General features: G+C 67.8%; 13 protein-coding genes. 1 reads left to right on the top strand and 12 read right to left on the bottom strand.

Annotated features, from left to right (window positions below; genetic code table 11):
- The first annotated feature begins 54 nt into the window (after positions 1-54).
- On the top strand, positions 55-1,482 hold the full coding sequence (locus tag ACFE6Z_RS08185; protein ID WP_375385228.1) for a DUF222 domain-containing protein: 1,428 nt from the start codon (positions 55-57) through the stop codon (positions 1,480-1,482).
- Between the two features lie 244 nt (positions 1,483-1,726).
- Here the strand turns inward: ACFE6Z_RS08185 and ACFE6Z_RS08180 are convergent, their stop codons facing one another.
- The 12 genes from ACFE6Z_RS08180 to ACFE6Z_RS08125 all read right to left on the bottom strand — a co-directional run bounded on the left by ACFE6Z_RS08180 (position 1,727) and on the right by ACFE6Z_RS08125 (position 18,139).
- Positions 1,727-2,452, bottom strand: coding sequence for a hypothetical protein (locus ACFE6Z_RS08180; RefSeq protein WP_375385227.1), 726 nt, complete (start codon positions 2,450-2,452; stop codon positions 1,727-1,729).
- Between the two features lie 34 nt (positions 2,453-2,486).
- Positions 2,487-4,199 (bottom strand): protein kinase, encoded by a 1,713-nt coding sequence (locus ACFE6Z_RS08175; RefSeq protein WP_375385226.1) that lies wholly within the window; start codon positions 4,197-4,199, stop codon positions 2,487-2,489.
- A gap of 9 nt (positions 4,200-4,208) precedes the next feature.
- Positions 4,209-4,853: a class F sortase gene (locus ACFE6Z_RS08170; protein ID WP_375385225.1), complete on the bottom strand. Its 645-nt coding sequence runs from the start codon at positions 4,851-4,853 to the stop codon at positions 4,209-4,211.
- A gap of 194 nt (positions 4,854-5,047) precedes the next feature.
- On the bottom strand, positions 5,048-5,656 hold the full coding sequence (locus ACFE6Z_RS08165; RefSeq protein WP_375385224.1) for a hypothetical protein: 609 nt from the start codon (positions 5,654-5,656) through the stop codon (positions 5,048-5,050).
- A 4-nt stretch (positions 5,657-5,660) separates the two neighbouring features.
- Positions 5,661-6,425, bottom strand: coding sequence for a phosphate ABC transporter ATP-binding protein (locus ACFE6Z_RS08160; RefSeq protein WP_375385358.1), 765 nt, complete (start codon positions 6,423-6,425; stop codon positions 5,661-5,663).
- A 417-nt stretch (positions 6,426-6,842) separates the two neighbouring features.
- Positions 6,843-7,799, bottom strand: a complete 957-nt coding sequence (locus ACFE6Z_RS08155) for a sortase domain-bontaining protein (RefSeq protein ID WP_375385223.1) — start codon at positions 7,797-7,799, stop codon at positions 6,843-6,845.
- The gene (locus tag ACFE6Z_RS08150) at positions 7,796-9,514 is read right to left on the bottom strand and encodes a phosphate ABC transporter substrate-binding protein PstS (protein WP_375385222.1); all 1,719 of its coding nucleotides are present in this window, start codon (positions 9,512-9,514) and stop codon (positions 7,796-7,798) included. The genes ACFE6Z_RS08155 and ACFE6Z_RS08150 overlap by 4 nt, the downstream gene beginning before the upstream one ends.
- The gene (gene pstA, locus ACFE6Z_RS08145; protein WP_375385221.1) at positions 9,511-10,875 is read right to left on the bottom strand and encodes a phosphate ABC transporter permease PstA; all 1,365 of its coding nucleotides are present in this window, start codon (positions 10,873-10,875) and stop codon (positions 9,511-9,513) included. Before pstA ends, ACFE6Z_RS08150 begins: the two co-directional genes overlap by 4 nt.
- A gap of 1 nt (position 10,876) precedes the next feature.
- The gene (gene pstC, locus ACFE6Z_RS08140) at positions 10,877-11,944 is read right to left on the bottom strand and encodes a phosphate ABC transporter permease subunit PstC (RefSeq protein ID WP_375385220.1); all 1,068 of its coding nucleotides are present in this window, start codon (positions 11,942-11,944) and stop codon (positions 10,877-10,879) included.
- The gene (locus ACFE6Z_RS08135) at positions 11,941-14,712 is read right to left on the bottom strand and encodes a hypothetical protein (protein ID WP_375385219.1); all 2,772 of its coding nucleotides are present in this window, start codon (positions 14,710-14,712) and stop codon (positions 11,941-11,943) included. Before ACFE6Z_RS08135 ends, pstC begins: the two co-directional genes overlap by 4 nt.
- Positions 14,713-14,829: 117 nt before the next feature.
- Positions 14,830-16,752: an Ig-like domain repeat protein gene (locus tag ACFE6Z_RS08130; RefSeq protein WP_375385218.1), complete on the bottom strand. Its 1,923-nt coding sequence runs from the start codon at positions 16,750-16,752 to the stop codon at positions 14,830-14,832.
- Between the two features lie 136 nt (positions 16,753-16,888).
- Positions 16,889-18,139 carry a hypothetical protein gene (locus ACFE6Z_RS08125; RefSeq protein WP_375385217.1) on the bottom strand — a complete coding sequence of 417 codons (1,251 nt, stop codon included), beginning with the start codon at positions 18,137-18,139 and terminating at the stop codon, positions 16,889-16,891.
- Positions 18,140-18,383: the final 244 nt, after the last annotated feature.

Here is an 18,383-nt window from a genome sequence, read left to right as displayed (position 1 = left end):
TGATCTGGCACTTTACCGGGGGTGAATGTCGGAGGCCCTCGGCACAATAGAGGTATGCAAGACATCGCCGCACAGCTCGAAGCGCTCGATTCCGCGCTCGCCGCAGCGGTGTCCGACGTGTTCGGGTCGGATGGGGCGGTCGCGGCATCCGACGATGTTCTGCTGTCGATTCTGGGCCTCGCCGCCCGTATCGGCCGTCGCGCCGAAGCCCTTCAGATCGAGGCTGCCGCGCATGTGGAGTATCGGTCGAACGGTCCCATCCGTGAGGAGCGCCTGGCCGCCCGGTTCGGGTGCCGTTCGGCGAGCGAGCTGGTGCAGCGGGTGACGCGGGTGTCGTCGCGTACCGCCGCCGATCTGCTCAAGGCCGGGCGCGCGATCATCCGCAGCGTCGCGCCTTCCTCGGGTGAGGTGCTCCCGTCCGACTACCCGGGTATGCGCGGCGCGCTCGCCTCGGGCCATGTCGGGGCCGATGGGCTGCTCGCGGTCGTGGGGCCTCTCGCGCAGGTTGCGATGGTCGCGGGTAGAGCAGCGCAACTCGCCGCCGATGAAGAGCTCGCCGCCGCAGCGCGTGGTGAAGGGGTGGATGCTGCGCCCCCTGCCTGCGCCGACGACCTACGAGCGCTCGCCTCGGTGTGGGCGATGTACCTCGATCAGGACGGCGCCGAGCTGCGCGGGGCGGCGATGCGCAAGCGGGGCGTCGCACTGGGGGCGTGCCGTGACGGGCTCGTGCCGCTCCGCGGCAGCCTTCTGCCCGAGGTCGCGGGCCAGCTGCAACTCGTGTTCGACAGCATCCTCAATCCGAAGGTCGACGACCGGGGGCCGGCATTCCGCGAGCTCGATTCGGATGCCGAGTGCGAGGCTGCCCGCAACGCCGTGGCCGATGACCGCACGCACACGCAGAAGCTGCACGACGCGTTCGCCACGGCACTGTTCACGGTTGCCGGTTCGGGCGCTCTGCCGACGCTCGGCGGCGCTGCGCCTACTCTCGTGGTGTCGGTGCGGGCAGAAGACATCGAGTCGGGCCGCGGGTTCGCGCACATCGACGGCTGCGCCGAGCCGGTCTCTCTCACGTTCGCCCGGCAGATCGCGTGCTGCGGAGGCATCCAGCGGGTCGTCTCGGATCGCGGCGGCCGCATCCTCTCGATCGACTCTCCCGATCGGGTGTTCACCCCTCACCAGCGCAGGGCGATCGCGCTCCGCGACGGGGGATGCATTATCCCGGGCTGCGGTGTGCGGGCGGCATGGTGCGAGCTGCACCACGTGCACGAGCATTCCCGCGGGGGCCCGACTCATACCGACAACGGGGTGATGCTCTGTTGGCATCACCACCGGACGATCGAGTCGAGCGGGTGGAAGATCCGGATGAATCGCGGGGTTCCCGAGGTGCGCGGTCCGTACTGGTGGGACGCGTCGATGACATGGCGAGCGGTCACGAAGTCGCCCACGCGGATGCGCGATCGCCTCGCCGGCCGCCCGCGGTGATCGAGTAGGCGTGCCAGCGCCGGCTCGAGATCGGAGCCGACGTGCGGCGTCGGGCGTTTCGTCTGCTCGCTCGCTCAACGATCGGGGGAATCTGTAACCGGATCGCGTGCGTCGACGGACCAATGCGCTCGCTCGGCGGAACAGGCACAGGACTACCCTCTCGCGGGATCAGCCCCGATCGAGGTCACATACTTATGCCCGAACTCGCGGATCTCCCCAGATCCGGTCCCACGCAACAGGCTCCTCAACAGTCGGCCAGGCCGTCCGCCGACATCTCGTCTCGGCCGACCGAGCACAGTCCTTTCAGCACCGCGCGTTCCGCGACTGAGTTGGGCTGGCGCCAGACCTGACCGGCGACGAAAAGGATGATGCCGCCTGCGGCGACCCAGAGTGAATGCTCCGCCGTGCCTGGGTTGTGGACCCAGATGAGGTCGAATTGCGTGGGGTGCGTGAGGATCCGACGTGCGTCCTCATCCGCTGCGCGAGCGGTGAGAAGATTGCGGGCGCGGAGTGCGACGGTCAGACCGTTCTCGGCGGTCACACCCCAAAACACGCCGTCCTTGTGCGGCCGCGGCAGTTTGAGTGCCGGCGCTGCGCGGTCGATCGGCCGCATCCGCAGCACCGCATCGCGCACGGCCCGCCGCCCACGAGCACGATCCGCGTCCACAGCGGGGTCAAACATTTCTACGATCTCGGCGAGACGCGCATCCAGTAGTCCGTGGCCTTCGATGGTGACAGGGCGCGGATGCTCGACCCGGCCGCGGAGCGGCAGGTCGACATGGTCGGGGGCACGGCCACGGCGCCCATTGACGAGGCCCCGGATGTCGCGTGGGCGCGCCAGGGGACCGTCCGACGCGCTCTCGCCAAGCGGGCCCGATCCACCCATCTCACCGTCGCCGCCACGCGAGACGTCGGCGAGAGCCAGTCGGATTCGTTCTCCGTATGCCGCAGGGAATTCCAGAGCGCTCATCGTCGACCCCTCAGCCGAGGCGGCATGGTGCGCCTCATCCTGCACCCCCGGGCGGTGTCGTCACGGTGGGATCGGGCGTGGGGGTTGCAATGACCACGCGCAGGACAATCGGGGTGCCGAGTCCCACGATGGTGCCCGCGACGGGGTCGGTGGCGAGGATGGTGGACCCGGGTGATGCCGAGGGCGCGAGCGCGGCGAAACCTGCGCCCTGGAGGGCGGCGACGGCCGACGGGATGTCGAGGGTGGTGACGTCCGGCACGACATTGCGTCCACTGGCGATCGTCAGCTCCACCGTGCCGCCCTGGGCGATCGACTCACCAGGCGCGGGCCGCTGCGCGAGCACCCACCCCAGCGGGCTGCTCGACTCGATGCGCGTGAGTGTGCCTGCGCTCAGCCCGCTGCGGGCGAGAGCAGTTTGCGCTTCGGCGAGTGTTCCACTGAGATTCGGCACCACGGCGACGAGCGCGGCAATCGGGATCGGCGAGGGAGGCGGTGTGGACGATACAGCAGGGGGTGGCGTCTCAAAAGGAGCGGGCTCGTCGATGGACGACTCGGCGATCGGCGTGGACGCAGGCTTCGTCGTCTCGCCGTGACCAGGGTCGGTCCATGCCGTCGACCACGAAGAACCGGCGGCGGCGACCCCCGCGATCAGCATCACGACGATCAAGAATGCGGTCAGCCCGCCGCCGCGCGATCGCACGACCGGGGCCGATGCGACCACCCCTGTGCTCGCCGTCCTGCCGAACGTCGACACGATGCCCGTTGCGCTCTGGCGCGCGCCGGGCAGTCGTCGAGTGGTCTGGGTGGGCGCCGCAGGCTGGCGAACGGTAGCGTCGTGGATCGCGGCATCCATGTCGACGCGGAAGTGGTCGACGTCGCGGTACCGGTGCGCGGGCTCCTTCGCCATCGCTCGGGTCACGACACGGTCCAGCGGGTGGGCTGCGGCGACGAGAGCGGAAGGTACCGGCGGGGGCGCCGTGATATGGGCGTGAGCGGTCTGCGTGCGATCCGTGCGCGGGTAGGGCGCTTGCCCGGTGAGCAGAAAGTGGAGCACGGCACCGGTCTGGTAGACATCGCCCGCCGCGGTGACGGGTCGGCCCAGTGCCTGTTCGGGCGACAGGTAGCTCGCGTTGCCGATCACGCCGTCACCCGAGGTGATGCGGAGGATGTCGCCGCCCGTCGTATCGCGGCCTGCGAGGTCGGCGAGGCCGAAGTCGACCAGGCACACGTCTGCCGCGCGCAGCTGGCGGTCGGTGACGTCCGTGCGCAGCAGGATATTCGAGGGCGAGACGTCGCGGTGAACGAGGCCAGCGGCATGCGCGGCGCCGAGCCCGTCAAGCACTCCCCCGAGAACCTCGGCCGCTTCCGCGGGCGTCATCGGTCCGCGTCGGGCGATGCGTTCGGAAAGGCTGCCGCCCTCTAGCATTTCCAACGCGATCCACGCCTGAGTGATGCCTCCCGATTCGTGCAGCCCGGAGTCGAGGACTTTCGCGACATTAGGGTGCTGGAGTTCCGCGGTATGGCGAGCCTCACGGAGAAACGATGCGCGCGCGGCTTCGGTTGCGCACAGGTGCGGGTGCAGGATCTTCACCGCGACCGGGTCGGACGCGCCGTCGTCGAGCACCACGGCACGGAAAACGGACGCCGAGCCGCCGACCCCCAGCAGCTGGCGGAGGTGATAGCGCCCCGCAAGGGCGGCAGCGGGGACATGAGGCTCAAGCGGTTCGATCATGATGAGAGAAGACACGCACGGATGCTAGGGCTCGGCCCTCTGCGCGTAGACGACCATGTTCGCGGTGGCTGGATCTGCCCCGTTGTACCAGCACGCGACCAGCACCAGCCTGCCCGGCACGTCCTGCCACAGTTCGGTCTCGTCGGGTACCGCTGCCTTGTCGTAGTTCTGCACCGCGGTCACGGTGTAGGAGGTGACTCCTTCAGGGGTCGTCACCTCGATCGCGTCTCCGGGATGAATGCGGGCCTCACGCGTCTCGTGATCGAACAACGGGTTGAACACCGCGCTCCCCCTGCCGCGGTAGGTATGGCCTGCGATGTAGCCTGTCCCGGTCGCCGCATTGCCGAGCACGGAATAGTCGCGAATCCAATACGCCGAGCCCGGGGTTGGCGGATTGACACGTCGATCGTCGGGGACAGACATCGATCCGACCGCCACATGGATGCCCACGGCCGGGATCTCCAACTGAAGCGGCTGCCCCGGGATGGGTTGCGGTGCGACGTAAAGGTCATTCTGCGTCGTCGTCGCCGCCTGCTCGACCGGGTCGACTCCTGGTTCCGGCTCGGCATACACGGGCTGATCGATCGACTCAGGCTCGACAGTCTGCGGCGGGACGGACATCATCATGACCACGACAGCGACCGTCAGGGCGATTCCGACGATACTCATGACGGCGAGCGACAGGCCGAGGCTTGCGCCGCGCCGGCGTCGCCGGATCTCCTGGCGCACTTCCCGACGGTGACGCGCGGACTGCCACGTCCCGCGCCGGCCGGTGCTGCGACGAGCTGATGGCCGGGGCTGAGCCGTTTCGGTCGGCGAGCCCTGGTCACCCCCGTCGAGGGCACGTCGCGTCGGCGCGACCGTCACGACGCGGCCGCCGATGCGTATGCGGAGGCGACCACCGAGGCAAGGTGCGCCTGATCGGCGGTGCGTCCGAGCGCGGAGAGTGCCCCCTCCAAACCTCCCGGGGCCGCCAAGTCGCGACCTCCGTCGCACAGGGCGGCAGCGACGGCTCGACTGCTCGCATCGATCGCCACGGGCACGACATCGACCGGATCGGCCAGCGCCGCCAGTGTGGTCCAGTCAATCCCGCACCCCGGGGTCTGCGCCTGCTGTGCAATCACCACATCCGCGTAGATGCGCAGCGCCGCCACCGATACGCGAGTGCGCGACGAGACGTCCTCCGCCCACACGTCGGGGCCGGCCGCCGTCTCGGTAGCAGGCGCTAGTGGCGGTGCGGGCACCTGTGATGGCAAAGAACCGGGCGTGACCGCCTCCGTGGCCGTCGAATCAGTCGATGGCGACGGAGCCGCAGGATCGTCGGATGCCGTCGCCGATGTCGCAGGCGTGCTGACCGGCCGCGCGACGGCCTGCAATGGCCCGGCCGCGGGTTTGGGCATCGCACCGACCCAGAACACGAACCCGACGATGACGAATGCCGCCAGCGCCAACCCGAACACTCCTCTGCGCATCTCGCTACCCGAACTGTCCATTGACGTACCGGAAGGTGTCTTCGGATTGGGGGGCCTCGAACATCGCCTCGGTCCGCCCGTATTCGACGATCACACCGGGCGTGTTCTGCGCGGCGAGGAAGAATGCGGTGCGATCGGAGACGCGGCGGGCCTGCTGCATGTTGTGCGTGACGATCACGATCGTGGTCGAGCCCTTGAGCTGCTCGATCGTCTCTTCGACCCGCAGGGTCGAAGTCGGGTCGAGCGCCGAGCACGGCTCGTCCATCAGGAGGACGCGCGGCGACACGGCAAGTGATCGGGCGATGCACAGACGTTGCTGCTGACCGCCCGACAGTCCGCCGGCCTTCTGCTCGAGGCGGTCCTTGACCTCCCCCCAGAGAGACGCCTTTCGCAACGAGTCCTCGACGATGAGATCCTTCTCATCGCGGGAGAGACGCACGCCCGACAGCGCGAACCCGCTGACGACGTTCTCGTATATCGACTCGGCCGGGAACGGGTTCGGTTTCTGGAACACCATCCCTACCTGTCGGCGCGCGACGGTGAGCCGGCGGTCGGGTGCGTAGAGGTCTTCCCCATCGAGAAGGACCTTCCCGTTGAGCTTCGCCGCCGGAATCATCTCGTGCATGCGGTTCAGGATGCGCAGGAACGTGGACTTGCCGCAGCCGGATGGGCCGATGAGTGCCGTGACCTCGCCCGCCCGCATGTCGAGCGAGACACGGTCGAGCACCTTGTGCGTCCCGAACCACGCGGTGATGCTGTCGGCGATCAGCTCGCCGGGCTGTGTGTCGCCGAAGGTCCGGCGGCGGACGTCGTCTGCGGTGCGCGCGACCTCACCGTGCGCTCTCCGGCCCCAGGTAAGCCGCCGTGGCGACGCCTTCTCGACACGCTGCACAGACTCCGCATCTGCCGACACGCTCGTGTCCCCGCCGACGACCTCCCGCTCCCGTGTTCGGGATGCCCGGCTGGGCGCAACTGATATCACTTCGGTGACATCATCCGCGGGGCCGCTACGGCGAGTCTGCGCGGGAGGAACGAGGTCGGTGACGTCGTTGACCGAGTCGACCGGACCGTTTCCGCCGAGCTGGGCTGCCTCGGCGGGCGTGAGGACACCGGTGACGTCGTCACCGGTGTCGGCGATGGTCGGGCGGGAGGTGAAGGGGATTCGCATAGTGGTGTATTCCAGGGGTCACAGAAGGTTGGGAAGCAAGAGTTGGTTGACCGCGTTCGCGGTGATCACAGCCAGCGCAGCAAGGACGGGGACGGCGAACACCCACGTCTGCCAGGCGTTCCAGCGTCGCCACGCGTAAGTCGCCGCGATGACGGCGGCCACGAGCAGCTCCAGCAGCAGGACCAAGCCGAAGAGCACGCCGATGGAGTCATCGACGGCCATCGCTTTCTCGGCGGGGGGGAGCGCCGCCGACGGAAGGACATCGGCGGCGGCCTCGAAGGCCGTACCGGTGAGGATCGCGTCGATGCGGAGCACCTCGTTGGGCATGAACGGGAGACCCGCCGCCGTGGTCAGCACGAGCGAGCCGTTGCCGGATGTCGGTGCGGCCGGAGCCGGGTCGCCGGCGCGCCGCTGTCCGGTGACGGTGTAGGTGCAGGTCCCCTGCCCGGTGGTGACGGAGATCTGGTCGCCGGTCTGCAGTTGCGTCCAGCGGCCGCCGACACCACCGTAGGCTGCCGCGCGGGCCATCAGCACGCTGGTGCCGGGCTGGCACGGCAAGGGGGTGTCGCGACGGTGGCCGATGCCCTGCATGGTCTCCGCGCCCGCCGTGCCTTGGACGATGATCTCCTCGGAAACCGAGACTGCGGGCGCGGTGAACATGGCGATCGGCGTTCCGGGGTCGACGATGTCGCCGGTGTTGGTGACCGGACCGACGGGCACCGAGCCTTCCGCGAGGGTGAGCCGGAACCGATCGAACAGGCCGGTCTGGGCGGTGAAGTGCTGGATCGGAGAGATCAGGACGAGGGTCACCAGCAGCACGATGATCGATGCGGACAGCGTGCCCAGGAGGAGGCCTACGGCCTGCGAGAACGGCGGTGCGTCGACCCACGCTGCGGCGGCCCGCGCGAGTCGGCCGCCGCGAGCGGTTGGCGGCGGGCCTTCCTGAAGCGGGGCGGCGTCCGCGAGCGCAGTCATCGCCTTCTCCGCGCGAGTCCCGATACCAGCGGTGGGGCGAGGACGAGTCCGATCACGAGGATGCCCGAGATGATCATCAGATTCTGTGCGGTAGTCCAGCCCAGATGACCGGGAATGACGGCGGGCACCGCTTTCGCGTTTCCGGCGGCGGAGGCGTTGAGCGTATCGATGCTCGTGCACACTCCCGTATCGGGGTCGCACGATTGCGCCTTGGTCGCGGTGGTACCTGGCGCGCCCGCTGCACCGGTGCCCGTGGTACCGGTGCCCGTGGTCGTGCTGGTCGCCCCGGCGTTCGTGCCGGTAGCTCCGTCAGCGGCGCCGGCGGTGGTGCCGTCGCCGTACGAGGGGCCGTTGTTGACGCCGGCGCCTGCGAGCTTCCATGGCCCTTGGCAGGTCGCGTCACAGCCCGCCGGGAACGGGGCGGAGTCTACGAGCACGTTGTGACTCGGTGAGTCGCCGGGCTGGAACGTGGGGTTGTTGCACGGATTAGAACCGCCGCTGAGAGTGCCGGTCTTGATCGCAGCGATGGACGCGTTCGTTTCGGCGTCGACGCCTGGGACCTTGACGACCTGGTCGAGCGCAGCCAGCACGAGATTCATCGGCAGGGGGGAGTAGCCGAGGTCGCCCATCGACTGCTGACCGTCGCACAGGGAGTGCCGGAGAAGGTATCCGATCGTGGCACCTTGGGTTGCGGTGAAGTAGCTCGTCTCCTGGTGCGGAACGATCGCGTACGAGTACATCGACAGCGGGTAGGTGCGCGGATCGCCGTAGGAATATACGTTCGACAGGTCCTGGCTGAGGTAGTTCAGTGAGCTGGCGTCCGTGTTGATCTGCGTCTGGGTGAGCGCGACGGCCACGGCCCCGGGGCTCGGGACGGTGTAGAAGCCGGCGGTGTTCTTGACTTGAGCTACCGGGAAGCCCACGCCCTGCGCGTACGAGTACTCGTCGTAATTGATCGTGTAGGCATTGTCGGCGGTGTAGTTGGTGACACCCGACGATTGGTTCTGCGCGATGATGTTCGGCATCGTGACGCTGTTGATCGGGTAGTAGCTGGTGGCGGAATTCGGGTCGCATGCACCCGTTGTGCTGCACAGGTGCGCGTATGCGTCTGGGAACTGCCGCTTCATCCACAGGGTGAACTGGGCGGTCGCGCCCGAGCCGTCCGAGCGCACGACAACGGTGATGCGCTGGTCGGGCAACGCGACGCCGGGGTTGTCTGCGGCGATCGCGGGGTCGTTCCAGCGGTTGATCTGCCCAGAGAAGATACCCGCGATCGCAGCCGGAGACAGCTTCAGATCCGTGAAACGACTACCTGCGACCGGGAGGTTGTACATCAGGCTCGTCCCGCCGGCGACAACGGGAAGCATCCCGTAGGCGAAATCCGGTCGGAGCGAGTCGGTCGCATCAGCGGTGTCACCGGTGTACGGGATCTCACTGATCGCGAACTGGGCGACGCCCTGCGCGAACTCCTTGCGCCCGGTCGATGAGCCGCCGTCCTTGTAGTTGACTGTTACCCCCTCGGTCTTCACTTCCGACACCCACTGCTTCAGGGCGTTTCCCGCCCACGATGAGCCGGAGCCGGAGATGGTGAGGTAGTTCGCGGCGGATGCTGTGACGGCTCCATTCACCACGAGGCCGATGCCGAGCAGCGCCCCTAGGAGTCGGAGCAGAAGCGCGGCGCGCGGCCCGCGGCGCGCGGGTCGGTGGGTGTTCATCGGTCAGTGTCCTGTCGGTCGGTGGCCGGGCGTCTTGCGGCCTCTGGTGGGTTCATCGCAAGCAGGCGCTCGATGTGCTCGTCGCGGGCAGGATGATTGGCCTCGGCCCGGGCAGCGCGCTCAGCGAGTCGGATGGGTAGCTCCTGCATGCGGTGAAGCGTCGCCTCCGAGCGGCGAGCGAGGGTGGCCAGCTGCCCGGGCGAGGTGGCGCCGGCGTCCTGTCCGCCGATCGCGCGGGCGATCAGGAAGAGGACCAGTACGATCACGAGCAGGGTCGTCGCGGTTGCGAACCCGCGCGCAATCATGGTCGGCTGGGGGCTGCGGACGAATTCGAGAGCGGTGAGCGGCAGGGAAGCCATCGGTTCGTTGAATGGGTTGAAGTTCAGGTTGCTTGTCACGCCCGCCGTCAGCAGCACCGGCGCGGTTTCACCGATGCCGTGCGCGGTGGCGAGGATGATCGCGGTGACCAAGCCCTGGCGCACAGTGGGGAGCACCACCTTCCACACGACGCGCCACTGCCCACCCCCGAGAGCGAGCGCGCCTTCGCGGAGGTTGCCGGGAACGAGGCGGAGCACGATGTCGGCCGAGCGGATCATGATCGGCAGCATCAGCACCGTGATCGCCAGCGACGCGGCGAAACCGTTCGGCTCCCGTGTGATGCCGATGATGATCGCCGCGTAGATGAAGAGACCCGCGACAACGCTCGGCAGGGCGGTCATGGCCTCGACTACGGTGCGCACTACCCGCGCGAACTTCCCGCCGACCTCGCCGAGGAACACTGCGGTCAGCAGCCCGAGCGGAATCGTGATGAGCAGCGCGATGCTGATCTGGATGAGGGTGCCGACGATGGCGTGCAGGATGCCGCCTTCATCCAGTCCGGAGAGGGGCCCGACTCCGCCCATGTCCTGCGTGAAGAAGTGCAGTCGATCCCACGGGCTCTGACCGTTGTCGGCGAACATCTGTGCGAAGACGTTCCCGCCGCGGATCACGGTGAATCCGATCACCAGGACCAGTGCGCTGAGCACGGCGATCCCCGCAGACCAGAGCATGATCGTCCAGAACCGATCGCGGACGGCCGGGCCCGGATTCCCGAGAAACACCATCACCGTGTAGACAAGGACGAACACGGCAAAGGCGACGATGGGCGCCCATCCGATGCCGATCACGCCGAGCCCGAGGCTGAGGAGCAGACCGATGCCGATTGCGGCACCGGCAGAGCTCAGCAGGGTGATCGTGTCATCCCGGTGAAACCCGGTGCGCAACGGCTCAGCTTCCGGCGGCCGCTCGGGCAGAACGCTACGAGGCAGGACGGTGTCGGGCTCCGCCTCGGTGAGCGGCAAGGCATCCAGGACGGTCGCCATATCATCCCTCGCTCTCTGCGCCGGAGCGCGAGAAGGCGATGACAGTGGAGGCGACCGAGTTGAGCAGCATCGTTCCGAGGAACAGGAACAGCCCCGCGGCCATCAAAGCGGACAAACCGAAGTCGCTGGCTTCGCCGTAGCGGAGGGCGATGTGCGCGGCAATCGAGTTCGAGCCGTTCTGCAGGATCTGGAAACTGATCGTGAAGATTGGGCTGATGATGAGGTAGATCGCGATCGTCTCCCCCAGCGCCCTCCCTAGGCCCAGCATGGTCGCTCCGATCACACCGCCACGGCCGAATGGCAGCACGACGCGCCTGATCATTCCCCACCGGGTCGCGCCCAGCGCAAGCGCACCTTCTCGCTCGCCCTGGGGGGCGCGGGAGAACGACTCACGCATGATCGACGCCATGATCGGGATCGCCATCATCGCGACCACCAGACCGGCGATGAACGTCGATGAGGTGTACAGGGTGTTGGTGGGGAGGGGGTTGCTCGGGTCGGCGCCATCGACGTGGAAGATCGGAATCCATCCGAACCAGTCCGACAGCCATTTCGAGAACGGGACGATGACTACCTGCAGCCATGCGAGACCCCACAGGCCGAACACCACCGAGGGGACAGCGGCCATCAGGTCGAGCGCCGAGGTGAGCATGCGCTTGACACCCGGCGGCGCGATCTCGGTGATGAACAGCGAGATACCCAGGCTCAGCGGGAACGCGACGACGAGGGCGACGAAGGCGATCAGCACGGTTCCGACCGCGAGCGCGGCGATCCCGAAGTGCCCGGTCTCGGGCGACCATTCCTGCGTGGTGAGAAACTCCACAACCCCGACCGAGCTGATCGCCTGGACAGCGTTGGCGGCGAGGAAGAACCCGACCAGGATCATGATCGTCAGCACGATCGCTCCGCCGATGCGGGCGACGCCACGGAAGATGCGGTCGCTCGGCTCGAGCACCTTCCGGATCGCCCGCGGCGCGACCTCTGCGCCCTGGTCCTCCGGATAACGCGGCGTCGTCGTGAAGGTTTCCGCCGTGTCGTCCAGGACGGGGTTCTCGATGAGGGAGGTCATGACCGACTCCTGCGCGGCCCGCCGACGAGCGGGGACGCGATTCCGGTTATCAGCGCGGCCACCAACCCCATCGCGAGAGCGAATTGGGGGAAGCCGCTCTCCGTGGGAGGGGTGGTGCCGACCTGCGCGACCAGCGCCGGGTTCGCGACTGCGCCGGATGGGGCGCTCGCCGCGCTCTGCGCGGCAGCTACGGCCGCGGCGGGTGCCTGCACCGGCACGGCGGCACGGGGTGCCGCGACGGCTTGTTTCGTGGTCGACTGCGGAGTCATCCCGGTGGGCGCGGTAGGCGGGGTGGTCGTCGTCGCGGTGGTGGGGGGCACCCACGCGGCGAGCTTGGCGACTGACTCGGCGGCGCGCGCATTCAGGTCGGTCGTGAGAGGCGCGTAGCCCGGCGGGAGCTCGCCCAGGTCATAGCCGGTCGTCTGACCGGTCGTGGTGAGCCAGCCGAGGATCGACGCGAGACCCTTCGCCTGCGCCGTCTCGAGCCCCTTCTTCGCGACCGACGCGTAGATCGGCAGCGTCAGCGGGTATGCGCCTGCGGCGTAGTCCGTCGTTCCGGCGGGTATGGGAGTGCCAGTGCCGTCATCGAAGTGCTCCGCTGCTGTGGTGAGCGAAGCCTGGGTCGCGCCGACGCAGTGCTCACCGGCCGAGTCGTCCGTGCTGCACAACAGCGCGGTCTGCAGCTGCGATCGGGCGGCTGTAACACTGTCGGTGATGCCGATGACGTACCGATAGCCATACCCCTGCCGCACGGAGGATTGCTTCCACTTGCCGGGCTTGGGCAGGCACGTCTGATCCTCGGACGTGGGGCACCATGCCTGGTTCGATGGATAGATGCTCTTGGCCACCGACCGGCCCACTGCGTTGAGGTCGTTCAGTCGCGGGTGCAGGTCTGACAACGACATCCCCGTCCGAACCACCTGCTCCGTGGTCTCGCCCGTCGCTGCGTCCGTCACGGGACCCAACACCGAATCGCGGGCGTACCAACCGGGCTGCGAGAACGGAACCGCATCGGGCGGGTAGGTGGGTGTCGCGTACGTGTAGGTCTCGGGGCTCTTCGTTTGGGCGATGCGGTCTGCGGTGATCTTGTCAAGTTCGCCCCGCTGCGCCGGGCACTCCTCATAGGTCCGCGTGGAGAAGAACGGGTTGATCGTCATGCCGCTGTCATCGGGGCATCCATGCAGGAATGCGCGTGCCCCCTTGTCGGCGAGTACCCATTTCCAGATCTGGGCGGCGCCGTCGGACTGGAAGAGGGACGCAAGGAGATCGCCGTTGCCGCCACTCCCGTAGAAGGGAGGGGTGCCGCCGTTCAGAGTGCGGAACTCTGGATCATCGGCGAGCGCCGCCACGAGGTGCTGATCCTGCGACGACGTCCACGGAGCCTTCTCCTCGAGTTGCGTATCGATCACCTCGTCCATGCCGTTGAGATACGTCTGTGTGAGCAACTTCGCCACCAGTCGGGGGTTGAGTTTCAACTGTGAGATGGGTTCCCCGGCATAGCTGTCGACGCGATAGGCGATCACGGTGCCGGCGAGCGCGAGGGGCACGTCGAACGTGTCCGCGGCGCCGGGGATGCTGAGCACCGCGCTCTGTCGGGTGCTGGCGTCGAGTTCACGGCGCACCTGCGCGTCGCCGAGCACGGTGTAGCCGACTGCCGAATCGGCCTGCGTGCACATCGCGGGGATCCACGACGCCATAGCCTGCGAGAGCAGCTCGCTGCCGGTCAGCAGGGTGCGGGACGCGCCGGAAGGGCAGCGCGCGTCGATCGTCGACATCCCCAGCTCAACCTGCAGCCTGTTCGCCCACACTGTCGGTGATAGGGGACTCCATCTGCTCACATCCGCCAGAGAATCAGACGAGTTGTCCTTGGGAACGACCACGAGCCAGCACCGAGCCGTTGAGGCGCGGTCCTGCTGCACTCCGCACCCGAGACCCCCGGCTTCGATCGTCGTCTGCACCTCGAACGGGCGTTCCGCGCCGCCGTCTTGCCGAAGCTTGAAGTCATTCCCGGACAATTCATTGGTCGTTGCCGGACTGAAGTAAGGATTGGTAACCAGTCGATCCGACACCGTCTTGCCGTCGATCGTTTGGAATGGAACTGCGAGTGCGTCGGGTCTGCGACTCGGCGACCCGGTCTGCGGGTCGCGCGTCCACGCCAGGTTCTCCCAGTCGCCGCCGAGAACGAGATTCGCATCCGCTGCGGCAAGGGTGGAAAGCCACTGAGCCTGGTTGTCGTTTGCTGTCGAGACACCGGTCTGACAGGTCGCCGGATCAGGTTGCTCCGCAGAAGGGTCGGGTGACCCGTCCGCCTTCGGCGCACCCCAGCACTGGAACACCTCCAAGTAGGAGCCTGTACCGGTCGTATGACCGTCCTCGGCGCCGATCGCAGAGATCTCAATGCTCTGATTGACGAGATTCTTGGTCTGCGCGACGGTGACTTGCAGATCGCCGAATACCCGCCCGTACTCGGCCGCGAGGGCCGGATCGAGGTCTGCGTATGTCTTGGCGCCCGTGTGCGGGAGCGTCTGTGACGCGTCACGCGGCACGACGCTCGACGTGGGGTTTCCCGCGTTGTCCCAGCGGACCGTCAGTGAGCTATCGGTCGCAAACGTACCGTCCGGACCCCACGCGGCCGCGGGCGCCGCTGCTGTCGCCGGGGGACTGAGGAACGCCGCGACTGTCGTCAGAACGAGGAGCGACGCCGAGGTGCCCGCGAGGATTCGGCTCAGGGTACGTCGGGTGCGGCGGGAGGTCGGATGGGAGGTCATGAGATCTTTCGGTCGGTCGCGGGAGGGCGCTGGTGGGTCGACGCAGCGGGATCTGAAATGCCGAACAGCGAGTCGGATGCGGCGGTTCACCCCATCCGACTCGCGGCAGGCGTGAGCTCAGCTGCGCGCGTATCGTCCGCGGCGGCGCCAGAACACGTTCCAGCCGACGATCCCTGCAGCGGCGAACAGCACCAGTGCGCCGAGGAGGCCCGCGAGCAGAGCGGGGTTGTCGCGCACCTGGTTGACCCAGTCGGTGGCGAAGCTCGCCGGCGTGTTCTTGCCACCCGCGTTGGCCACGCTGACGGCGAGGGTGTAGGTCTTGCCGCTCGCGCCGGTCAGCACGATCGAGTGCGCCCCGGGCTCCAGCCCGCTCGGAGCGGTGAAGGTGAACGCGATCCCGCCTGCGGCGGTCGCGGTGCTCGTGCCGATCGGGGTCGGCGTGGAGCGGATCTCGCCGGTCACGGTCTCGTTGCCGTTGAACGTACCGTCCGGGGCGACCACTCGGTAGACGGCGCCCGGGGTGATAGTGGCACCGCCGGTGAGCATCGTCGCCGCCTTCATCGAGACCGAGACATCCGGCGATTCGGCCGTCTTCAGCGTCGATCCTTCTGCGGGCGTGAACACGGCCTTGTAGCTGTAGCTCGTGTCGAACTTCACGTCGGTGTCGCGTAGTGCCGCCGTGCCTCCGCTGATGGCGACCGGGTCGCCGATCGCCTTCCCGTCACGGCTGAACTGCACGGTACCCGCCGCGTCAGAGGCGCTCTTGCCATCCTCGAACACGACCGCTCCCAGACCGAAAGACAACTCACCCGCGGTGGTCACCGCCGCGACCGCTGCCAGGGCGAGCGAGGTGCCCTGCTCCGACGGAGCATCCGCCACGGTGATGACCGCGTCGAGCGAGATCGAATTGGTGAAGTCCGCGCCGGGTGCGTGCGTGTACACGGCGGAGAAGGTGTGCGATCCGGCCGCCAGCACGGGGGTGGTGAACGTCGCCTTCCCGTCCGAGCCCACGGTGGCAGGGCTTCCCACGGCGGTCGTGCCGTCGCGGAACTGCACGGTGCCGCCTGCCACCGGGCTGCCCGCGCCGGTGACGGTCGCCGCCAGAGTGGCGGTGTTGTCGGCGTTCAGCACTGGCGCGATTTCGGTCTGCGTCGTCACCGCGTCCGCGGAGATGTCGACTGCCGCTGAGCCGGTGGACTCCGCATAGGCATTCGAGGCCGGCACGTACGTCGCCGTGAGCGTGTGCGTGCCCGCCGTCAGTTCGCCCGTGGTGAACGAGGCGACGCCGACGCCCGACACGGGCTGTTCGCCCAGCGTCGTCCCGCCTTCGGAGAATTCCACCTTCCCGTCGGTGACGGGAGCGCCATTGGAGGTGACGGTGGCCGTCAGCGACGCCGTCTTGCCCGATCGTGTGGCGGAGAGCCCCGTCGTGGTAGCGGCCGATTGAACGGCGCCTCCCGGTACCGACCACGCGCCAGACGCGTCGACCGTGAACGTCGTCCAGGCGATGGTGTAGCGGTAGGAGCCGTCACCCTGATCGATCCCGCCCGGCGTGGAGCCACTACTTCCGCAGGTGACCGCGAATGTGTAGGAGGCCCCCGGGGTGAGGAAGCTGCTGAGCAGTCCCCGGTTCGCCCAGTCCGGCGTGAACCACGAATAGTCCCCGTCGGGATTCGGGAATGGTTCCCCCCCGCCACCGGGGAGGATCGGGCTACCGGCGCGGATGATGACTCCCGGATCGAGGTCCGGGAGCTCCGTCGTCTGGGCAGAATTCGTGATCGTCGCGAGTCTGCTGGGGAACGCCGTGGTCGAGAACCAGTAGAGATAACTCCGGTATCCGAACGGGGCGGCGGTGCAGTCGAGTTCGTTTGCAGTGGTGTACCCCGACACTGCAGTCAGGTTCGGGCCCGAGCTGGGGGAGATCGTGATCGAAGGGCCATCGTCGGCGCTGGCAGCGCCGGGAAGTGAAACGAGCGCCGCGGCGGCGAGTACCGCGACGAGGAGGGTCGAAACGGTGCGGCGATGATGCTGACGGGACATAAGCGGGTGGAGGGCCTTTCGGGTGAGGCAGCGCAAGGAGTGGGCGATCCCAGCGCGATCGAAATGGAACTGGATGACGCACGCACTCTCCGTCCGGAACCCCGAGGGCCCCGGACGGAGAGTGGTGCAACGTGACCTACAGGGCAGGGTTGGTGTACGGGCCGTACAGCCAGTTGGCGGTCGTCGCCGAGTAGCTCAGCGGGAGGAACCCGTACTGGGCGACCTGGCTGGCTGCCGGGAGCGTCGTGGTGACCAGAGTCGCCAGCGGCGTCGCAGTGGCATTCGCCTCGAAGGCATGCGTGGTGGCGTTGTTGCCGCGGACGGAGGCCTTGCCGACGACCGAGTACACGTCGCGGGCGAAGGTGCCGACACCCGGCGTGGGCGCGGTGCTCCCGCTGCCGTACAGAGCGCCTGCCGATGCGGTTCCCGGGTTGGCGGGGGTGCCGGCACCGCCCGTGAGGTTGTACGCGGCCGAGCTGTTGATGCTGATGAGATTAATCGGCGACGAGAAGGGGGTGAAGGTGCGCGTCGCGACGTTGTTCCACTGCGCAACCCACTGGGCCGCCGAGAACGGGATGAGCTGGCCGGTCGCGGTGAGCTGCGCACCGTCGTTCTCCGCGATGGTCGCGCCCTGCGTCACCCACGCACCGATCGTCGACACGCCTGTGGCTGACAGGAAGAACGCCCGCGTGCCGGACGCCGACTGCGGGAGCTTCGGCGTGAGGCTGACCCACGCACCCGCGACGCGCAGCTGGACGACGCCGCTCGAGAGCTGAACGTCACCGTCGCTGAGACCGGTGGGGGCGTTGTCGTACGAGCCGCTGCTGTAGATCGCGAACAGCTGGGCGGTGGTCAGGTTGGTGACGCCGGGCACGTTCCGGATCGCCACCGAGACCGCGTCACGGCCGAGCGGGATGTAGGCGAGGTCACCCGTTGCGAAGGTGAAGCCCGACGCAGGACGCGACGACGAGCGAGCGATCTGCACGGGTGCGTCTGCACCCTGACGGAGGTACTGGTCGCCCAGAACACTGTGCGTGGCGCTGTTGAACTTGTTGCTCGCAGGGTTCAGCGACGCGCTGAGCGCCTTGACCCCGTCGCCCGAGCCGGCCGGTCGTGAGATGCTGACGCCGTCGACCGTGATGTTCTCCGAGGCGAACGCGGTGTAGGAATCGATGTGGTAGTTCGGCGTCGTCGAGCTCGCGAACGCTCCGTAGAGGTCCTGAAGTGTGTCGGATCCGACAGCGACGTAGTTCGGGCGACTGTTGCTGCCCGGGTCGTTGGCGGCACTGGCGGCGAGGGTGCCGCCACCGATGACGAGACCGAGCGCGGCGAGACCCGCGACGGCACCGAACGCGACACGCGCGCCCGGCTTGTGGAACAGGGACATGATTTCTCCAATGAGTGTGATCTGAACTGATGGGGTTTGGACGCCACCCCCGACTGATGTCGAGAGCGTTCGCCTGACGCGAAGCCGAGGCTGCGCACTCCACGACCGACACCACCGCGCGGCGATACCGAGTACCGCGGCGAGAGTTGGCCGTAGATGTCCCCGGTCCGGTGCGCTATGCGGAGGGACGGACGATGATCGGTCCGTGGACTGCTGCCGCATTTCTCGCACACTCTTGCCGACG

It is taken from the genome of uncultured Microbacterium sp., assembly GCF_964244775.1.
In the GTDB taxonomy this organism is placed as follows: domain Bacteria; phylum Actinomycetota; class Actinomycetes; order Actinomycetales; family Microbacteriaceae; genus Microbacterium.
This window is presented reverse-complemented; position numbering and strand designations above follow the sequence as displayed.